This is a genomic window from Marinospirillum insulare DSM 21763, assembly GCF_000686905.1.
GTDB lineage: Bacteria > Pseudomonadota > Gammaproteobacteria > Pseudomonadales > Halomonadaceae > Marinospirillum > Marinospirillum insulare.
Map to the genome: position 1 here is coordinate 32,371 of NZ_JMLW01000024.1, position 16,412 is coordinate 48,782.

The 16,412-nt window shown below is 44.4% G+C and carries 19 protein-coding genes; 2 read left to right on the forward strand and 17 right to left on the reverse strand.

Features of this window, described 5'->3' with window-relative positions:
* The 15 genes from BP27_RS15965 to BP27_RS0110455 form a co-directional block, all read right to left on the reverse strand.
* On the reverse strand, nt 1-2,106 hold the full coding sequence (locus tag BP27_RS15965; protein ID WP_051610509.1) for an ATP-dependent helicase: 2,106 nt from the start codon (nt 2,104-2,106) through the stop codon (nt 1-3).
* Nucleotides 2,106-2,675 (reverse strand): DUF1285 domain-containing protein, encoded by a 570-nt coding sequence (locus BP27_RS0110390; protein ID WP_027851499.1) that lies wholly within the window; start codon nt 2,673-2,675, stop codon nt 2,106-2,108. Before BP27_RS0110390 ends, BP27_RS15965 begins: the two co-directional genes overlap by 1 nt.
* Nucleotide 2,676: 1 nt before the next feature.
* Entirely contained in the window at nt 2,677-3,348 is a 672-nt protein-coding gene (locus BP27_RS0110395) for a TetR/AcrR family transcriptional regulator (protein ID WP_027851500.1), read from the reverse strand.
* A gap of 66 nt (nt 3,349-3,414) precedes the next feature.
* Nucleotides 3,415-4,239: a TatD family hydrolase gene (locus BP27_RS0110400; RefSeq protein ID WP_027851501.1), complete on the reverse strand. Its 825-nt coding sequence runs from the start codon at nt 4,237-4,239 to the stop codon at nt 3,415-3,417.
* A gap of 17 nt (nt 4,240-4,256) precedes the next feature.
* Nucleotides 4,257-4,592 carry a PilZ domain-containing protein gene (locus tag BP27_RS0110405; RefSeq protein ID WP_027851502.1) on the reverse strand — a complete coding sequence of 112 codons (336 nt, stop codon included), beginning with the start codon at nt 4,590-4,592 and terminating at the stop codon, nt 4,257-4,259.
* A complete protein-coding gene (locus BP27_RS0110410) occupies nt 4,585-5,568 on the reverse strand; it encodes a DNA polymerase III subunit delta' (RefSeq protein WP_027851503.1) in 984 nt (327 codons plus the stop codon). The genes BP27_RS0110405 and BP27_RS0110410 overlap by 8 nt, the downstream gene beginning before the upstream one ends.
* Nucleotides 5,565-6,224, reverse strand: a complete 660-nt coding sequence (gene tmk, locus BP27_RS0110415; RefSeq protein WP_027851504.1) for a dTMP kinase — start codon at nt 6,222-6,224, stop codon at nt 5,565-5,567. Before tmk ends, BP27_RS0110410 begins: the two co-directional genes overlap by 4 nt.
* Nucleotides 6,217-7,269 (reverse strand): endolytic transglycosylase MltG, encoded by a 1,053-nt coding sequence (mltG, locus tag BP27_RS0110420; RefSeq protein WP_036240055.1) that lies wholly within the window; start codon nt 7,267-7,269, stop codon nt 6,217-6,219. The genes tmk and mltG overlap by 8 nt, the downstream gene beginning before the upstream one ends.
* A 10-nt stretch (nt 7,270-7,279) precedes the next feature.
* Nucleotides 7,280-8,131: an aminotransferase class IV gene (locus tag BP27_RS0110425; protein WP_027851506.1), complete on the reverse strand. Its 852-nt coding sequence runs from the start codon at nt 8,129-8,131 to the stop codon at nt 7,280-7,282.
* A gap of 4 nt (nt 8,132-8,135) precedes the next feature.
* A complete protein-coding gene (gene fabF / locus BP27_RS0110430) occupies nt 8,136-9,371 on the reverse strand; it encodes a beta-ketoacyl-ACP synthase II (protein ID WP_027851507.1) in 1,236 nt (411 codons plus the stop codon).
* A gap of 146 nt (nt 9,372-9,517) precedes the next feature.
* Nucleotides 9,518-9,751 carry an acyl carrier protein gene (gene acpP / locus BP27_RS0110435; protein WP_027851508.1) on the reverse strand — a complete coding sequence of 78 codons (234 nt, stop codon included), beginning with the start codon at nt 9,749-9,751 and terminating at the stop codon, nt 9,518-9,520.
* Nucleotides 9,752-9,883: 132 nt separating this feature from the next.
* On the reverse strand, nt 9,884-10,636 hold the full coding sequence (gene fabG, locus BP27_RS0110440) for a 3-oxoacyl-ACP reductase FabG (RefSeq protein ID WP_027851509.1): 753 nt from the start codon (nt 10,634-10,636) through the stop codon (nt 9,884-9,886).
* A gap of 13 nt (nt 10,637-10,649) precedes the next feature.
* Complete coding sequence (gene fabD / locus BP27_RS0110445) at nt 10,650-11,594, reverse strand: ACP S-malonyltransferase (protein ID WP_027851510.1); 945 nt, start codon at nt 11,592-11,594, stop codon at nt 10,650-10,652.
* 116 nt (nt 11,595-11,710) lie between these two features.
* The gene (locus tag BP27_RS0110450) at nt 11,711-12,043 is read right to left on the reverse strand and encodes a hypothetical protein (RefSeq protein ID WP_027851511.1); all 333 of its coding nucleotides are present in this window, start codon (nt 12,041-12,043) and stop codon (nt 11,711-11,713) included.
* Nucleotides 12,044-12,054: 11 nt separating this feature from the next.
* Nucleotides 12,055-12,774 (reverse strand): pseudouridine synthase, encoded by a 720-nt coding sequence (locus BP27_RS0110455; protein ID WP_027851512.1) that lies wholly within the window; start codon nt 12,772-12,774, stop codon nt 12,055-12,057.
* Between the two features lie 55 nt (nt 12,775-12,829).
* Here BP27_RS0110455 and hisC point away from each other — a divergent pair, with 55 nt between their 5' ends.
* Nucleotides 12,830-13,891 (forward strand): histidinol-phosphate transaminase, encoded by a 1,062-nt coding sequence (hisC, locus tag BP27_RS0110460; RefSeq protein ID WP_027851513.1) that lies wholly within the window; start codon nt 12,830-12,832, stop codon nt 13,889-13,891.
* A 213-nt stretch (nt 13,892-14,104) separates the two neighbouring features.
* A complete protein-coding gene (gene gdhA, locus BP27_RS0110465; protein ID WP_027851514.1) occupies nt 14,105-15,457 on the forward strand; it encodes an NADP-specific glutamate dehydrogenase in 1,353 nt (450 codons plus the stop codon).
* 51 nt (nt 15,458-15,508) lie between these two features.
* On the opposite strand, the gene BP27_RS0110470 is transcribed toward gdhA, so the two are convergent.
* Complete coding sequence (locus tag BP27_RS0110470) at nt 15,509-16,000, reverse strand: hypothetical protein (RefSeq protein WP_027851515.1); 492 nt, start codon at nt 15,998-16,000, stop codon at nt 15,509-15,511.
* 85 nt (nt 16,001-16,085) lie between these two features.
* On the reverse strand, nt 16,086-16,412 hold a 327-nt coding region (locus tag BP27_RS0110475), incomplete at its 5' end, for an IS30 family transposase (RefSeq protein WP_027851516.1).

The window sequence follows — 16,412 nt, forward strand, 5'->3', positions numbered from 1 at the left end:
TTAACTGGGCTCACCAGTAAATTCATAACTCAGCAGCTTGGGTGCTGGTAGTGAACTAACTGCTTGCCAATAACTGAGTAACAGTTCTGGTTGATGTACCTTGATTAAGGCTGGCAAGTTTTCTGGCTGGTTCAATACTTCGGCTATTTTTTTGGCATCATTCAACGCTGCTTCTTCTAAAAAGCGGCTGGGCTGATTCGATGTTTCACTGCGCGCCAGCACTAACGCATGTTTAGCGCGTGTAATGGCAACATAGAATAACCGCCTTTCTGCTTCTTCATCGGCTGGTGTTAAACGGCTAAAGCCAGAAGTATAAGGGAAATCGCCTTCATTTAGCCCATAAACGCCCACCCAGTCCCACTCTAAGCCTTTAGCTGCATGTACTGTTAAAATGACTAGCTGCTGAGCTGCCTGCTGATTAGCAGCTTGGCTGGCTGCGCCTTCTTTGCGAGCTAACTCTAATTGATTAACCCATTCACCTAAGTCATGGATGCTACTTTTTTCTGCGTAGCGTCTTAAACCTTCTATTAGCCTTAGAGCTTCTTCGGCACTTTCTTTACTCGGTGCTGTTTTGCGTATTTTTTCTAAGGCATCGGTTTCGCGCAGGGTAAAATTTATAAAAGCTAAAGGTTTTAGCTGTTTAGCGTGACTAGCTAGTTTATTAAGTAAATCTAAGCGATTTTTAACCCGATTGCGTTTTCCTTGGGGTAGCCGGTCAATTACAGCCATTAAAGCTGCTTCATTCCCTACTCGCCCCTGGAGTAAAGCCTGACGCTCTTGTTCAGTTAAATAAAGTGTAGGAAAACTGAGTAGCTGATAGAAATCTTGCTGAGCATCTGGATGCTGGTAGTTAATGACTAGGCCTGTTTGGCTGTTTAATGCTAAGCGTGCATAAGCTAATAAACCGCGTATTTGTGGGCGGTTAAAAATAAAGTGCTCTTGCCTGGCTAGTTGAAATGGCTGATGGTTTTTAAGCAATTCTAACTGTACATCTAAGCTTTGAGACCAGCTACGCACTAAAATAGCTGCTTTGCCTTCTGTTTGTTTTGCCTGCCAACTGGCCAACTCTTCTAATAGCCAACCACTCCCCTGACCTTGAGATAAAACCGTAGGCTGGGCATTTTTTGCTGCTAGCGTTATTTGTTTAGGTCGTTCACGGTTATGAATAATGGCTTGGTTAGCTGCTAAGGCTAGGCTGTGCCCAAAACGAAAGGTATGCGTTAAAGGGTAATCTTCTACTTGATTAAAGTCTTGCTGAAAGCGGCGCAACATGTATTCAGGGCGTGCACCCCGCCACTCATAAATACACTGGTCAATATCCCCTACCACCATGACTTGTGCTTTACCTGCTAAGGCTTTAATTAATGCTTGCTGTACTTCGTTTATATCTTGGTACTCATCAACAATCAAATAGTCTAAAAAGCCCTGCAAACGCTTTAATAGCTCAGGCTGTTTAGCGAGTAATTTAAGGGGTCGCCAGAGCAGGTCATCAAAAAACATCAATCTTTGTTCAGCCAGCACTTCTTCTAATTTATTAAACGCCTGGGGGAAGTGTTTTTGGTTGGGAGTCGTATCTAGGGCCTCAAAAACTTCGACTGCATCACTTAAGCCACTTTTAACTAGGGTACAAAAACTCTTAAAGGCATCTAAGGCATCTTCTTCAAGCCAAGCTTGGCTTTCTTCACCCTGCTCATTAGCGAGATGGGTTAGCGCTTGGCGGGTTAAACGGTCAACCATCCACTCTTCTTGTTGTAGCTGACGTTTTTTTAGTAGCCCCCAGCGACCAAAGGTTTGTGTAAGTCGGTGGCCTAAAGAATGAAAAGTGCGTACATCGGGTAGTTGTAGCTGTAGGCCTTCTAAGCTTTTGACTTGTTGAGCACGGCGTTCTAGTTTACCCATAAAATCTTCACGCGCTGCTCGGTTATACATAACCACTAATAACCGTTTAGCTGGTACGCCTTGACGTAGCAGATGAATAACCCTTTCAACTAGGGTAGTGGTTTTACCTGAGCCAGCTACAGCCCTCACTCTGGCATGGCCTTGCTGGTGAGTAATAACCGCCTGCTGTTCTTGGGTAAGTTGCTTTTGTATCGAAAGTTCTGACATTAATCAAAACAACCTAGCTGAAATTCAGCACTTGCAGAGGTTAAATAAAGGCAGGTTTTTTGGTTTTCTTGACGTGTTTCTGCAAGGTCAACTAGCTGGTAAAACACTTGGGGTAAAATTCGTGCTTCTAATTGATCACGCACCCTAACATAAGGGCGAGGTTCACCCGAGGCTTGAGTTACCACGCGTAAAGGATGGTCTGCATTGAGTTGAAAACTATCGCTCAGGTTGGTTTCTAGTATTAAGGTTGGCTGGCCTTTTTGTATGGTTTGCTGGGCAGCCACAATTAAAAAGGGTACTTCAGCTACTTTGACTAGCACTTTTTCTACTGGGGTTATGAGGTAATAATGAGCGTCTTCTTCTAAACGCAAGAGAGTAGAAAATAACCTAACTAACTCGGTACGAATAAAGGGTTGGCCCTGATGAAACCACTGGCCTTGGTGATCGATGCTTAAATCTATATCTACAACCTGTTCTGGCTGCCACTCATGTATAGGTGGCAGGCCTTTTTCATGGGGGTTAAGGCTTATCTTTGAAGCAAGTTGTAGAAGTACGCTGGAGGTAGACATATTAAGGCTTGACTGATGTTGAGTCTGGCTTGTGCTTGCGCCCTCTTTGCCCACGATTACCTAGACGCACGCCTATATCCATCATAAAACGAAAGAACTCTTCTTTGTCTTGAATGACGTCTTGAAAAAATTCCGATTGGTATAAAACGGCTGCACCATGCACAAAAGCCCAAGAAGCGCAGTAATGAAAATAAGGCGGTACATCTTCTAACAAGCCTTCTTCCATACGCCCAGTAATTAAACCAGAGAGGCTTTCTAAGTTTTTGGCACGAAAACGGTGCAGCTCTTCGATCATTTCTGGAATGACATTGGCTTTAACCAACTTTTCTTCTAAACGATTAAACAACAAGTATTTGTCTGGCTGCTGCATACGAAATTCAAAGTAGGCTTTAGATAGAGCTTCTTTGTTTTCAGCTATTTCTGGCAAGGTAAACAGTTCAGCCATTTCGCGCTCGTAATCTAACATTAGGCGCAAGAAAATTTCTGCCTTAGTGCTGAAGTGTTTGTAAATAGTGCCCTTGCCGATATTGACTTTTTCGGCAATCATTTCCACCGTTACCTTGTCTTCACCCAGCTCTAAGAACAGGTCGAGTGCAATTGCCAGTATGCGTGCTTCACGCTGCTTAAAATCCCTTACTCGCCGCGCTTGTTTTTCTACCGGTGTCTCAGCCATAACCTGCCCTCAAAAAATATGACCCATATCGTTGTTTTAGTCACAAGAGTAAACACCTTTTGCCATTCAAGCAAGTAAAGCCTCTTGTTTAGCTACTTTTGCTAACAGTTTAGGAAACAAACGAAAGAAGTTTTCCGTGGTTTGTTGGGCTAAAAACTCTGTATCTAAGCCTCTTAACTCGGCAATAAACTCTGCTACATCACGCACATAGCCGGGTTCATTTTGTTTTCCACGGTGGGGTACAGGTGCCAGGTAGGGTGCATCGGTTTCTACTAGCATTCGGTCTAGAGGTATCTGTTTGGCTACTTCTCTTAAAGCATCAGCTGAATGAAAGGTTACTATGCCGGAGAAAGAGATATAAAAACCCATACCTACGGCTTGTCTGGCAAAATCTAGGTTTTCGGTAAAGCAGTGAATGATGCCCTGCCCACCCTGCTCACTGAAGGGCTTAAGTAGTGCTAGGGTATCTTCGCTGGCTTCTCGAGTGTGTACTATCACTGGCTTTTTAACTTCTAATGCAGCATCTAGGTGGCGCTGAAAGTAGTCTAGCTGCACTTCTTTTGACTGCTCTGAGTAATGGTAATCTAGCCCTGTTTCTCCTAGCGCAGCGATATCTTCAGCTTGCCCCCATTCAATTAGCTGCTCAGTAGTAACGGGTTGCTCTGGCTGATGCAGAGGATGCAAACCTAGCGTTAGGCTAACGTCTTGAAAAGGTGCGGTGAGATCGCGTAGCTGCTGTATATGCCAAGGATTAACATTAATGCATAAAAAATGTTTTACACCCCTTTGTCTGGCGGTATTTAATACACCTTCTAGGCCTGCTGCTTCACCGCTAGAGGTTTTAGCTAGTTTGAGCATATCTAGATGACAATGGGAATCGACCAACCACATATTAACGCCTCTAAAAATTAAATCGTGTGAGTCGGCTTATCGTTACCGGGTAAGCCTGCTAAAAGTTCTTCTATGTAATGTCTGGGGGAATCTTCATCTTCTGAAAAATGCACGCCTATACCAGGAATTTTACGCCCTTGCGCACCAACGGGGGTACGCCAAGCTAAACTACCAACGACTAGAATTGGCTCTGCTTCATCGAGTAGCTGTAAATTAATTTGCACTGTTTCTCCTGGGCGAATCACTCGACTGGTGGGAACAAACAGCCCACCCCGCTTTAAGAACGGCATATAGTGGGCTTTCAGTGCTTGCTTGTCTTTTAACACGAGTGTTAAAGGTTTGATTTCACTCATGGTGTAGCTCCTGGGTTAACCTTATAAGTAGACTTTCTAAAAACAAGTCAACATTAGGGTTGGTGTGCAGTTGATGATGCATGGCTTGTAGCTCTTTTTCTAAGTTCAGTAAACTACGCTGACCCATTAGTTCATAAAGCTGCCTATACAGGGAAAGCTGCCGTACATCCTGGACTCCTTCTTTACCTAATAAACCATACCTTAAACTATCGGCCAACCAACTTTGTAAGCTGGTTAGTAGTGCAGGTAAGGCTAGGGCCTTTAACTTAACAGCCTGCTCTATGGGGTTAACTCCCCTAACAAGGCTTTCCATCACCTGCCCTAGTAGGTGACGTCTTTCTTCTGCCTCTGGCGTGGCTAACTTAAGGGCTGCCAAAGGTCGCCCACCTGCTGCTTTTAATAGCACTAAAGGTTGCTGCTCTTCACTTAGCTGGGGCTTTAACCAGGCTTCACCCTCTTCTAAACTAGGTGGAGCAACAGGCCATATCTGGCAACGGCTGCGTAATGTTGCTGGTAGACTAGATGGCTGATCACTAACCAAAATAAACTGCGTTTGCGGTTCAGGTTCTTCTAGGGTTTTTAATAAGGCATTAGCAGCATTAATATTCAGCGCTTCTGCTGGCCAAATCAACACTACTTTATAACCGCCCTGCTGAGAGCTTTTTTGCATTTGAGTGGTCATCTCTCGTACCTGGTCCACTCGAATTGCCTTGCCCTCTGCCTCTGGTTCTAATGTAAGTAAATCTGGATGAAAACCTGCCTCTATAAAGTGGCATGAACGGCAGTGCCCACAAGACTGTTGGCCTTGATGATTAGTGCATAAAACAAAATAGGCTAGGGCTCTAGCTAAAGTACGCTTACCTAAACCCGGCAAGCCAGTGAGCAATAAGGCATGTGGAAGCTGTCGCTCTTGTATTTGTTGCTGCCATTGTCGCCATATTAGTGCGTGCCAAGGCATGGATTGAAAAGGCTTCATACTGAACTTCTTGTTGCTAAGGCTTCATCTATGAGTGGTTTTAGGTATTCGCCCACCTGCGTTTTAACGGCTTCTAAATTTAATGAGGCATCAACTAATCGAAAGCGCAACGGGTGTTGGTGCGCTCTTTGTAAATAAGCATCTCGAACACGTTGAAAAAAATCGAGCTGTTCTTGTTCAAACCTATCCCTTTGCTGGCCTCGATTATCAACCCTGAGTGATGCTGCTTCAACAGGCATATCAAGCAAAAGGGTGAGGTCTGGCTGTAGATCACTGTGTACTAGCTTTTCTAGTAAAGCTAACTGAGTTTCACTTTGCCCACGCCCCCCACCTTGGTAAGCATAGCTGGCATCAGTAAAACGATCGCAAATAACCCAAATGCCTTTAGCTAAAGCAGGGCGTATAACTTTATCTAGGTGGTCTGCTCGCCCAGCAAACATGAGTAATAGCTCGGTTAAATGGCTGGGCGCATCTGTGTCACTGGCTAGGAGTAGATTACGAACTGCCTCTGCAAAGGGGGTTCCACCTGGTTCGCGAGTTTTTACCCAGGGAATAGCAGCTGCATCGAGTTGGGCGGTAATGAAATTGATATTGGTGGTTTTACCTACCCCTTCTCCCCCTTCCAGGGTAATAAAGCGGCCTTTTTGTTCACTCATTATTCGTTTCCTGTTCACTGGTCGGCGCAGGCCATGAGCGATAATCTTCACGACGCTTAAGCTGGTATTTTTTTACTGCTAGATTGTGTTCCGCTAGGGTAGCAGAAAACTTATGGGTGCCATCACCTCTGGCAACAAAGTATAAGGCTTTACCCTGAGCAGGGTTTACGCTGGCTCTTAATGCTGCTTCACCAGGTAGGGCAATAGGAGTGAGCGGTAAACCATGCATCGTATAGGTATTCCAAGGTGAAGGTTCGCGTAGGTTACGACGGGTAATCTTACCTTGGTAGTTTTTGTCCATACCATAAATAACAGTGGGATCGGTTTGCAAACGCATACCCTTTTGCAAGCGCCTAACAAACACCCCTGCTATATCTTCTCGCTCATGGGGTGCGCCAGTTTCCCGTTCAACTATGGAGGCCATAATAAGCACATCGTAAGGTGTTTTATAGGGTAAGCCTTTAACGCGACTAGCCCAAACGTCTTTAAGCAATTCTTGCATAGTGAGGTTGGCTTGACGCATTAAGTCTAAATCTTGCATGCCCTTGCTATAGGTATAAGTATCAGGAAAAAACCAACCCTCGGCAGCTTCATTGGGCTGACCTAAGTTTTCCATAATTTTGGCTTCTGACCAGTCTGCTGTGGTGCTGGTTAGCTTCTCTGCTTTAGCTAGGGTTTCTCGCATATCGCTAAAGGTCGACCCTTCGACCAGGGTTATTTTATAGGTGACCACTTCACCCACTTGTAGTTTTTTATACAACTGAGTCAGGGTCATTGGGGGTTGTAACTGATACTCACCCGTACGTATAACACCTGGATCATCTGTTAGCCTTAACCAAATACGCATAGGGAGACTGCTATCAATAACACCTTCTTGCTCTAACTGATTAAGTAGACCTATAAAACTTCGACCTGGTGTGATGTCTAAGATGCGAGCTGAGTCTAGCTGAAGTGGTTGGTTTAGCTGCTGATTAAACCAATAGGCGCTTGCTGAAATACTTAGTAATAAACAAACAAGCAAGGCGAAAACAATTTTTTTTATCATCTTTTGCCAATTAGTTAAGTGGCAGACCTAACAAAGGATGGAAAGCTGCCATAAGTTGTTGGGTTTGTGGCCCGACTGACCAATGAGCTAGCGTGCCACTGGTGTCTTCAAGGCGGATCACAGGCCAAATACCTTGCAGGCTATTACAAACAAACACTTCTTCTGCTTGTTGAAGCTCTGCTAATCCTGCTGAAGTTTCTATTACTTGATCAGTTGTTAGGTGTTGTAACAACTGTCGCCGCATAACGCCTGCTAGGGCACCGCTTGCTAAGGAGGGGGTGTGCCAAGCACCTTGACTATACCAAAACACATTCCTTGCTATGGCTTCGCTCACCTCGCCTTTTACATTGTACTGTAAGGCTTCTAAAAAGGTGTCTGGGCAACCCTCACTGGCTAGAATTTGGCTTAAACGGTTAAGGTGCTTACTTGCCGGTTCTGGGTTGCTGCCAGGACAGGCTTGCCACCAGCAAGCAATGCCTTGATAGGCTGACTGATTTACAGTTAGACGGCGAGGATGTATAAAACGGTGCCAGGCTTGGTGTTTAGCTCGACGGTAGCCCACACCACCAGGGCCAGCTAAAAGCATAACTTTTAACATACCTTCTTGTAAGGCTTGAGCTAGGTCGTCTATTTCTAGCTTTAACAAAGGCCAGTCAAAAGTTTCTGTTGAATACAGCAGTGACGCCAACCCTTTTTGTAAACGCCACAAGTGATCTTCTATAAAAACAGCTTGGCCTTGAGTAACTCTGAGGGTGGTAAAAACACCCTCACCAAAAGCTAAAGCTCGGCTAGCCAAGAGCCAATCTAAATCACTGGCTGTTGGCTGACGACCATCTAGCAGCATGGGTGGCAAAGCAGTCATCAAGTTAAACTTTACTAAAAATTAGACTGCCGTTGGTTCCACCAAACCCAAAGGAGTTAGTGAGTGCATGGTCAATTTTCATTTGACGCGCTTCTTTAGGTACATAATCTAGATTACAGCCTTCTTGAGGGTTCTCTAAATTGATAGTAGGTGGCGCAACTTGATCTCTAATAGCCAGAATACAGAAAACTGCTTCAACAGCACCTGCAGCACCTAATAGATGGCCTATCATCGACTTAGTTGAGCTCACAGCTACCTTGCTAGCTGCACCCATCACTGATTCAACAGCACGGCTTTCTGCTAAATCACCTGCTGGTGTTGAAGTACCATGGGCATTGATATAACTGATGACATCAGCATTAAAGCCTGCATCTCGAATAGCATTACGCATAGCCGCCGCTGCACCGCGACCATCTTCGGGTGGAAGGGTCATGTGATAAGCATCATCACTCATACCAAAGCCTGTTAGCTCAGCATAAATTTTAGCGCCTCGGGCTTTGGCATGTTCGTATTCTTCTAGCACTAGCACACCTGCACCATCACCTAAAACAAAACCATCACGGTCTTTATCCCAGGGGCGACTGGCGGTTTGTGGATCATCGTTACGAGTAGACAAGGCGCGAGCTGCGGCAAAACCACCTAATCCTAAAGGTGTGCTGGCTGCTTCTGCACCACCACAAACCATAACATCAGCATCACCGTAAGCGATGGTACGTGCTGAATAGCCAATATTGTGGGTTCCTGAAGTACAGGCTGTTGTTATGGCAATGTTTGGGCCTCTAAAGCCAAAACGTATAGCAAGGTTGCCAGAAATCATATTAATAATAGAGCCAGGTACAAAGAAGGGGGAGATTTTTCTAGGTCCGCCCTTTTGTAGGGATTCGTGGTTTTTTTCAATCATAGGTAACCCACCTATCCCTGAACCTATTGCACAACCAATACGGTCTGCATTGTCTTCTGTGGTTTCTAAGCCTGAATCGGATATAGCCTGAATTGCAGCTGCCATGCCGTACTGAATGAATAAGTCCATTTTGCGGGCATCTTTTCTTGGCATATAGTCTTCAACTTCAAAACCTTTTACCTGAGCACCAAAGCGAGTGGTAAAGGCGGAAGTATCAAATCCTTCAATGGGCGCTACACCGCTGCGGCCAGCAAGAATGCCTTGCCAGGAATCATCTAGGTTAGTTCCTAACGGGCTAACTAGCCCCATACCTGTAACCACAACTCGTCTGCGCGACATGCCCTTCTCCTCTGCAATTCAGTAATTCTTGAAATTATCGGGGATTATATCCCATAAAATAAAAAACCGCTGCACCAAAAGGCGAAGCGGTTTTTAACAGGTAACTAAAAACTAGCTACTTGTATCAGACTCATGTCCAAGAAAACTTACTGGTTAGCTGTGACGTAGTCCATAGCTTCTTGAACAGTAGTAATCTTTTCAGCTTCTTCGTCTGGGATTTCGGTCTCGAATTCTTCTTCAAGAGCCATAACCAGCTCAACAGTGTCCAGAGAATCAGCGCCTAGATCCTCGACGAAAGAGGAAGAGTTTTGAATCTCACCTTCTTTAACACCTAGTTGTTCAGCGACGATCTTTTTTACGCGCTCTTCGATGGTACTCATATGTTTCATTACTCCTGGTTAAAATCTTGCTGTGCTATTGCTCTTAAATTTGCACAGTAGTTTATAAACCGAAACAGACTGTTGCAACCAAAAAATTAATTTTTAAGTTAAAACAGTCTACTCCGATGAATTCTAGCGCATATTCATGCCGCCATTCACGTGTAGCGTCTCACCAGTAATATAGGCTGCAGGTTCAGTGGCTAAAAAACCAACAACTGCTGCTATTTCTTCTGGCTGACCTAAACGTGCTAAAGGTATTTGCTTTACTAGAAGTTCTTTTTGAGCTTCTGGTAATACTTCTGTCATGTCTGTTGCAATAAAACCTGGAGCTACTGAGTTAACCGTAATATTACGCGAACCCACTTCTCTGGCTAGAGATCGAGTAAAGCCTTCTACACCAGCTTTAGACGCTGCATAGTTAGCCTGCCCCAAGTTACCCATAGTAGCGACTACAGAGCTGATATTAATGATGCGACCCCAGCGTGCTTTAGTCATGCCTCTTAGGCAAGCTTTGCTGGTGCGATAAACAGACTTGAGGTTGGTATCTATAACAGCATCCCATTCCTCATCTTTCATGCGCATCATCAAGTTATCTTTGGTTATACCTGCATTATTAACCAGTATTAAAGGCGCACCATACTCTTCAGTAATGGCTTTAAGAAGGTCGGTAACAGATGCTGCATCTGTTACGTTCAACACCTTGCCTTGACCTGCCACCTTAGCAGCCTCTAGGCCTTCGCTAATGCTTGCGGCACCTGCTTCACTGGTTGCAGTGCCTATTACTGTAGCACCTAAGCGACCTAGTTCTAAGGCAACAGCACGCCCGATACCGCGACTAGCGCCGGTTACTAGGGCAATTTTTCCTGCAAGACTTTGTTGAGTCATATTATTTCCTCTATTACTCAGCACGCAATAAATCTAAAGCAGCTTGAACTGAGTTAGGGTCATTCACCGCTAAGGATCTGGCTGTTTTAACAATACGCTTATTAAGACCTACTAGCACTTTGCCTGGTCCACACTCAACGTAGGTATCAACACCCTGCTCAGCCATAAACTCAATGCTTTCTATCCAGCGTACTGGACGATAAAGCTGCTCAACTAGGTTAGCTCGTATTGCCGTGACATCTGTTTCGGGTGTTGCATGAACATTTTGCACAACAGGTACGCGTGGCTTACTGAGTTGAATTAAGTTTAACTCATCGGCTAGCTTCTCTGCTGCTGGACGCATTAGCTCACAGTGCGAAGGTACGCTAACAGGTAAAGGCATAGCTTTACGCGCACCTGCTTGCTGACAAGCTAAAATTGCTCGTTCAACCGCAGCAACATTACCGGCAATAACAATTTGGCCTGGCGCATTATAGTTAACCGCAGAAACAATTTCACCTTGTGCTGCTGAAGCACAGGCTTCTTCTATTTTTTCTGCATCTAAACCCAAAATAGCGGCCATAGCACCCTGCCCACTAGGCACTGCTTGCTGCATAAACTCACCTCGGGTACGCACTAGACGCACACCGTCGGCAAAGCTCATGGCACCACTACAGACCAGGGCTGAGTACTCACCTAAGCTGTGGCCTGCTAGCCAAGCTGGAGGGGCACCCTCTAGTTCTTTCCAAACACGCCATACCGCAACACTAGCAGCAAGTATGGCTGGCTGGGTTATATCTGTTCGATTTAAGTCTTCAGCAGGCCCTTCTTGTACTAGGTGCCAAAGATCGTATCCAAGCGCGGTCGACGCTTCTTCAAAAGTTGAGCGTACAACTGCGTAGCGCTCAGCTAACTCTGAGAGCATCCCTAACTGCTGGGAGCCCTGCCCGGGAAATATAAAGGCTAGGGTTGAAGCCATAAGTCATCTAATCCTGTACTTAGGTCGTTATTATCGGCGCGCATTCTAACATAGCTTCACTAGAAGGCTAGAGTTTAGACTAAGCAATCTTGGTGCGAACTTGTTAATTACTTGCTTCAGCCTTGATTTGCATTAGGTTTTGGCTTGGTTATTACATCCATGTATTCACGCTGAATAACGGTTTCTAAAGCATTCATTGCATCGACTAGTTCTTCAAACACCATGCGACGATCTTGTAATTCCTTTGCTTGTTCAAGGCTAGGCGCAGCATCCTTCACATCTGCTGCTAAGTCAATTAAGGCTTTAACATAGTTTGCACGGGCACAAGCTACCATGGTTATGATAGGCTCAAGGTCATTCAGCGCCAGCTCTGGCACTAAGGGATTAATAATCGTTCTATTAATGTCTTTGCGTAGCCCTTCTAGTTCAAGCAAGAGACGATTTTTCATTTTTATTCCTTTTATTTTTCAGCAATTAAAGCCATTTCCGCTTCTGTTAGCTCTCGCCACTGCCCTGGCTCTAGTTGATTTTCATCTAACCACAAGTTTCCTACTGCTTCACGGTGCAGCGCTTCTACATGATTGCCTAAAGCAGCAAACATACGTCTTACTTGATGATAACGCCCTTCTGTCAAGGTAAGGTGTACCAACTGTGACGTTAAGCGTTTTAATGTTGCAGGCAAGGTTAACTGCTCCTCTCCATCTAGCTGCAAACCTTCAGCTATTCTAGCTTCTGCATCCGCAACCAAAGGCTCTGCTAAGCTGGCTCGGTAAACTTTTGCTTTACGGTATTTAGGAGAGATAATTCGATGCAGCCACTGTCCATCATCGGTCAACAAGAGCAAACCTGAAGTATTAACATCTAAACGACCCACTGGCTGAACCCGCTCTTTATTAACTAACCCTTCCAACAAGTCTGTAACAAGGGGGTTATGACTACTTTTATTACTGCACTCATAACCCAAGGGTTTATGCATTATAATGTAGCGCAAGCCGACCAACTCTAAAGGTTCATCTAGCCAACTAACCTTGTCTGTGGGTTGTATTTGTTGTGCTGCATTCTTAACAACTTCACCATTAACGGTGACTTCACCTCGATGCAGCACTTTTTTGGCTAAACTACGTGTAAGATCTGTTGTTGCGGTTAAAAACTTGTCTAGCCGTTGAGTTTTTGCTGACATAGGGTTTAATCTTCTCTCTTTGTTTAATTTGATTCACCTAATTTAAAGGTTTGCTATGAGCCGCTTCTGGAGTCCACTTGTTCACCAACTCACACCCTATGTGCCTGGCGAACAACCTAAAATCCCTAATTTAACTAAGCTAAATACTAACGAGAGCCCTTATGGCCCCTCGCCCAAAGTCTATGAGGCTATCAAGCAGGCTGCCAATGATACCTTAAGACTTTATCCAGATCCGCAAGCACAAGATTTAAAGCAAGCTTTGGCTAAACACACGGGCTTGCCTGCTGACCATATTTTTGTGGGCAATGGGTCTGACGAAGTTTTAGCACTAGCTTTTCAAGCGCTATTAAAGCAGGACAAGCCGCTGCTTTTCCCTGACATTAGCTATAGTTTCTACCCTGTTTACTGCCAAATGTATCAGGTTAATTATGAACAAATTCCGCTAGATCAAAACTTTAATATTAATTTAGCTGACTATAACCGCCCTAAGGGTGGCATTATTTTCCCCAACCCCAATGCACCCACAGGCATAGCACTACCACTTAGCGAAATTCGTCAGCTTCTCGATAATAATCCAGACACGGTTATTTTAGTGGATGAAGCTTACGTTGACTTTGGTGCTGAATCTGCGGTTGCTTTGGTTAAAGACTATCCCAACCTATTAGTGACTCAAACCTTCTCTAAGTCTTGGGCTTTAGCAGGTTTAAGGGTTGGGTTTGCAGTGGGTCAGCCTGAATTAATTGAAGGTTTAATTCGTGTAAAAGATAGCTTTAATTCCTACCCTTTAGACAGACTAGCCTTAGCAGGTGCCATTGCCGCCGTTGAAGATCAAGACTACTTTAATACTGCTTGTAGAAAGGTGATTTCTGCGCGTGAAAAGCTAACTCAAGCACTTAACCAGCTGGGTTTTGAGGTTTTACCTTCTAGCGCAAACTTTGTTTTTGCACGCCATCCTAAGCATGAAGGTGCCTGGTTAGCGCAAAAGTTAAGAGAAAACGCCTTGCTAGTTCGCCATTTCAATCAACCACGCATCCATGATTTTTTACGCATCACCTTGGGTACAGATGATCAAAACAAGCTTTTAATTCAACTGCTTACCAACCTAACAAACCAATAAAACTTTTAGCTCAGGTTAAACCCTAGGTTTCCTGAGCTATTTTAGTTTTTCCTAAGCCCACCTATACCGAATCGGCATAGCGCATACCCTAGACGCATAACTCATTTATAAGCTATATTGCATCGTCAAAAAAATTGTAGCGCTTCCAATAAGCTATTAAATACAGCTTCTTCTAAGTCAGCACTCTAGTAACTCTACCATCAAGGAAACATCATGCCCTACGTACAAGAGACCTTAAACCGTCTGCAAAAAAGCAGCCCTGCACAAACCGAATTTTATCAAGCGGCTGAAGAGGTTTTGGAATCTATACGACCCTTGCTTGAGTCGGACAAGCGCTACCTTGATGCCAATATTGTTGAGCGTATTATTGAGCCTGAGCGCCAAATTTTATTTCGGGTTACCTGGTTAGATGATCAAGGTAAGGTTCAGGTCAACAAAGGTTATCGTATTCAATTTAACTCTGCGCTGGGTCCTTACAAAGGTGGCCTACGCTTTCATCCGAGTGTTAATGCTGGGATTATTAAGTTCTTGGGCTTTGAACAAGTATTTAAAAATGCGTTAACCGGCTTATCTATTGGTGGCGGTAAAGGTGGCTCTGACTTTAACCCCAAAGGCCGCTCCAATGCTGAAATCATGCGCTTCTGTCAAGCCTTCATGAGTGAACTGTATCGCCACATTGGCGCAACAACAGATGTGCCAGCGGGCGATATAGGCGTGGGTGGTCGTGAGGTAGGTTATTTATATGGTCAATACAAGCGCTTAACAGGTAACTATGAGGGTGTATTAACCGGTAAAGGCTTGAGCTGGGGTGGTTCATTAGTGCGCACTGAAGCCACCGGTTATGGCGCGGTGTATTTTGCAGAGAATATGCTTAATAGTGTGAGTGACAGCCTAGATGGTAAAACCTGCCTAGTTTCAGGCGCGGGCAACGTTGCTATCTATACTATTGAAAAGCTTTACCAGGTAGGTGCTAAGCCCGTTACTTGTTCAGACTCGCAAGGTACTATTTACCATGCAGAAGGCATCGACCTAGCACTTTTAAAAGATTTAAAAGAAGTGCGTGGTGTCTCTTTAGAAGAATACCTAAAAACCCATGCCAGCGCCCAGTACATCCCTGTGGCTGACTACCCTAAAGATGGTCATGCAGTATGGCGCTTTGAAGCTCAGGCAGCCTTCCCTTCAGCTACCCAAAATGAGTTAACTGAAGCTGATGCTAAAGCGCTACTAGCTAATGGTGTTATCTGTGTGAGTGAAGGCGCCAACATGCCCTCCACTGCCAAAGCTATGGATCTATTTATAGAGGCTAAAATTGCTTACGGTCCTGGTAAAGCTGCTAACGCAGGTGGTGTAGCAACCAGCCAACTAGAAATGGCGCAAAATGCCAGTATGACCTCTTGGGACTTTGAAAAGGTTGACCGTCATCTTCAGTCCATTATGTGTGGTATTTTTGAGCGTAGTGCTGAAACAGCTAAAGAATTTAATGACCCAACTAACTTGGTTTTAGGCTCTAACATTGCCGGCTTCCGTAAAGTAGCTGATGCCATGATAGAACAAGGCGCTGTTTAACTAGCTAGCCAAAAAGAACCGCCTTGGGCAATCAAGGCGGTTTTTTTATATTTATTGATTAAGATTTAAAAAATGCAGCGCACTTGCATTCAAGGTATCTAAATCTAGTTGCACTTCTCGCTCGCGCCACCAAAGAACTAGGGTTGCAGAACCCAGCTCTACTGCAAAAGCATCTTTAGGTAGTAGAGTTAACCAATCAGCTAAGCTGGCTTGCTGCTGTAAAGATAGAAAATTTAACTTTCCGCTGGCTAACTGCCAATCAGGAAACACCAAGTCTCCTCTATCCCTACCCTCTTCTTTTTTTAACAAACAAAAGTAACCTGCCAAAGCTGGTGCATCAGCAGGCCTTAACCAGCGATAACCAGCACCTTCTAGCTTAATTTCATCATTCACTCTATGAGGCACTAGGTCTACCCTAATACCTAGCTCACGCGCCTTTTCTCTTAGTCTTATTTGTTCTTTTTGCCTAGCAGTTGGTTTTAACATGCTCATAGGAAAAAGTATTAATACCACAATAAGTAATACCCACCAAAATCCACTCAATGACATCTCCTACGAATTTAGTTTATAGTTATACTACTCAGTCAGTTACAGGAAAAAAACATTATGAGCAATGAATACCTTGGATTCAACTTGCTAGTGCAACAGCCTGTAATTCTTCAAACAATACTTCATTTGGTGTTTTCATTCCAAGTGTTTTCCTAGGTCGGTTATTTAAACGATGCATAATGAATTCAAAATGCTCATCATCTAAGTGCTTAAAGCATGAACCTTTGGGGCAGTATTGACGTATTAAGCCATTTGTATTTTCATTCAATCCACGTTGCCAAGAAGCATAAGGGTCTGCAAAGTAAAAGTCACAATTCAGTGCTTTTGCAATGGCTTGATGCTCAGCAAACTCTTTACCATTATCTGCCGTTAGAGTATGTACTAAACCAACAGAAGCAAAGGGTGT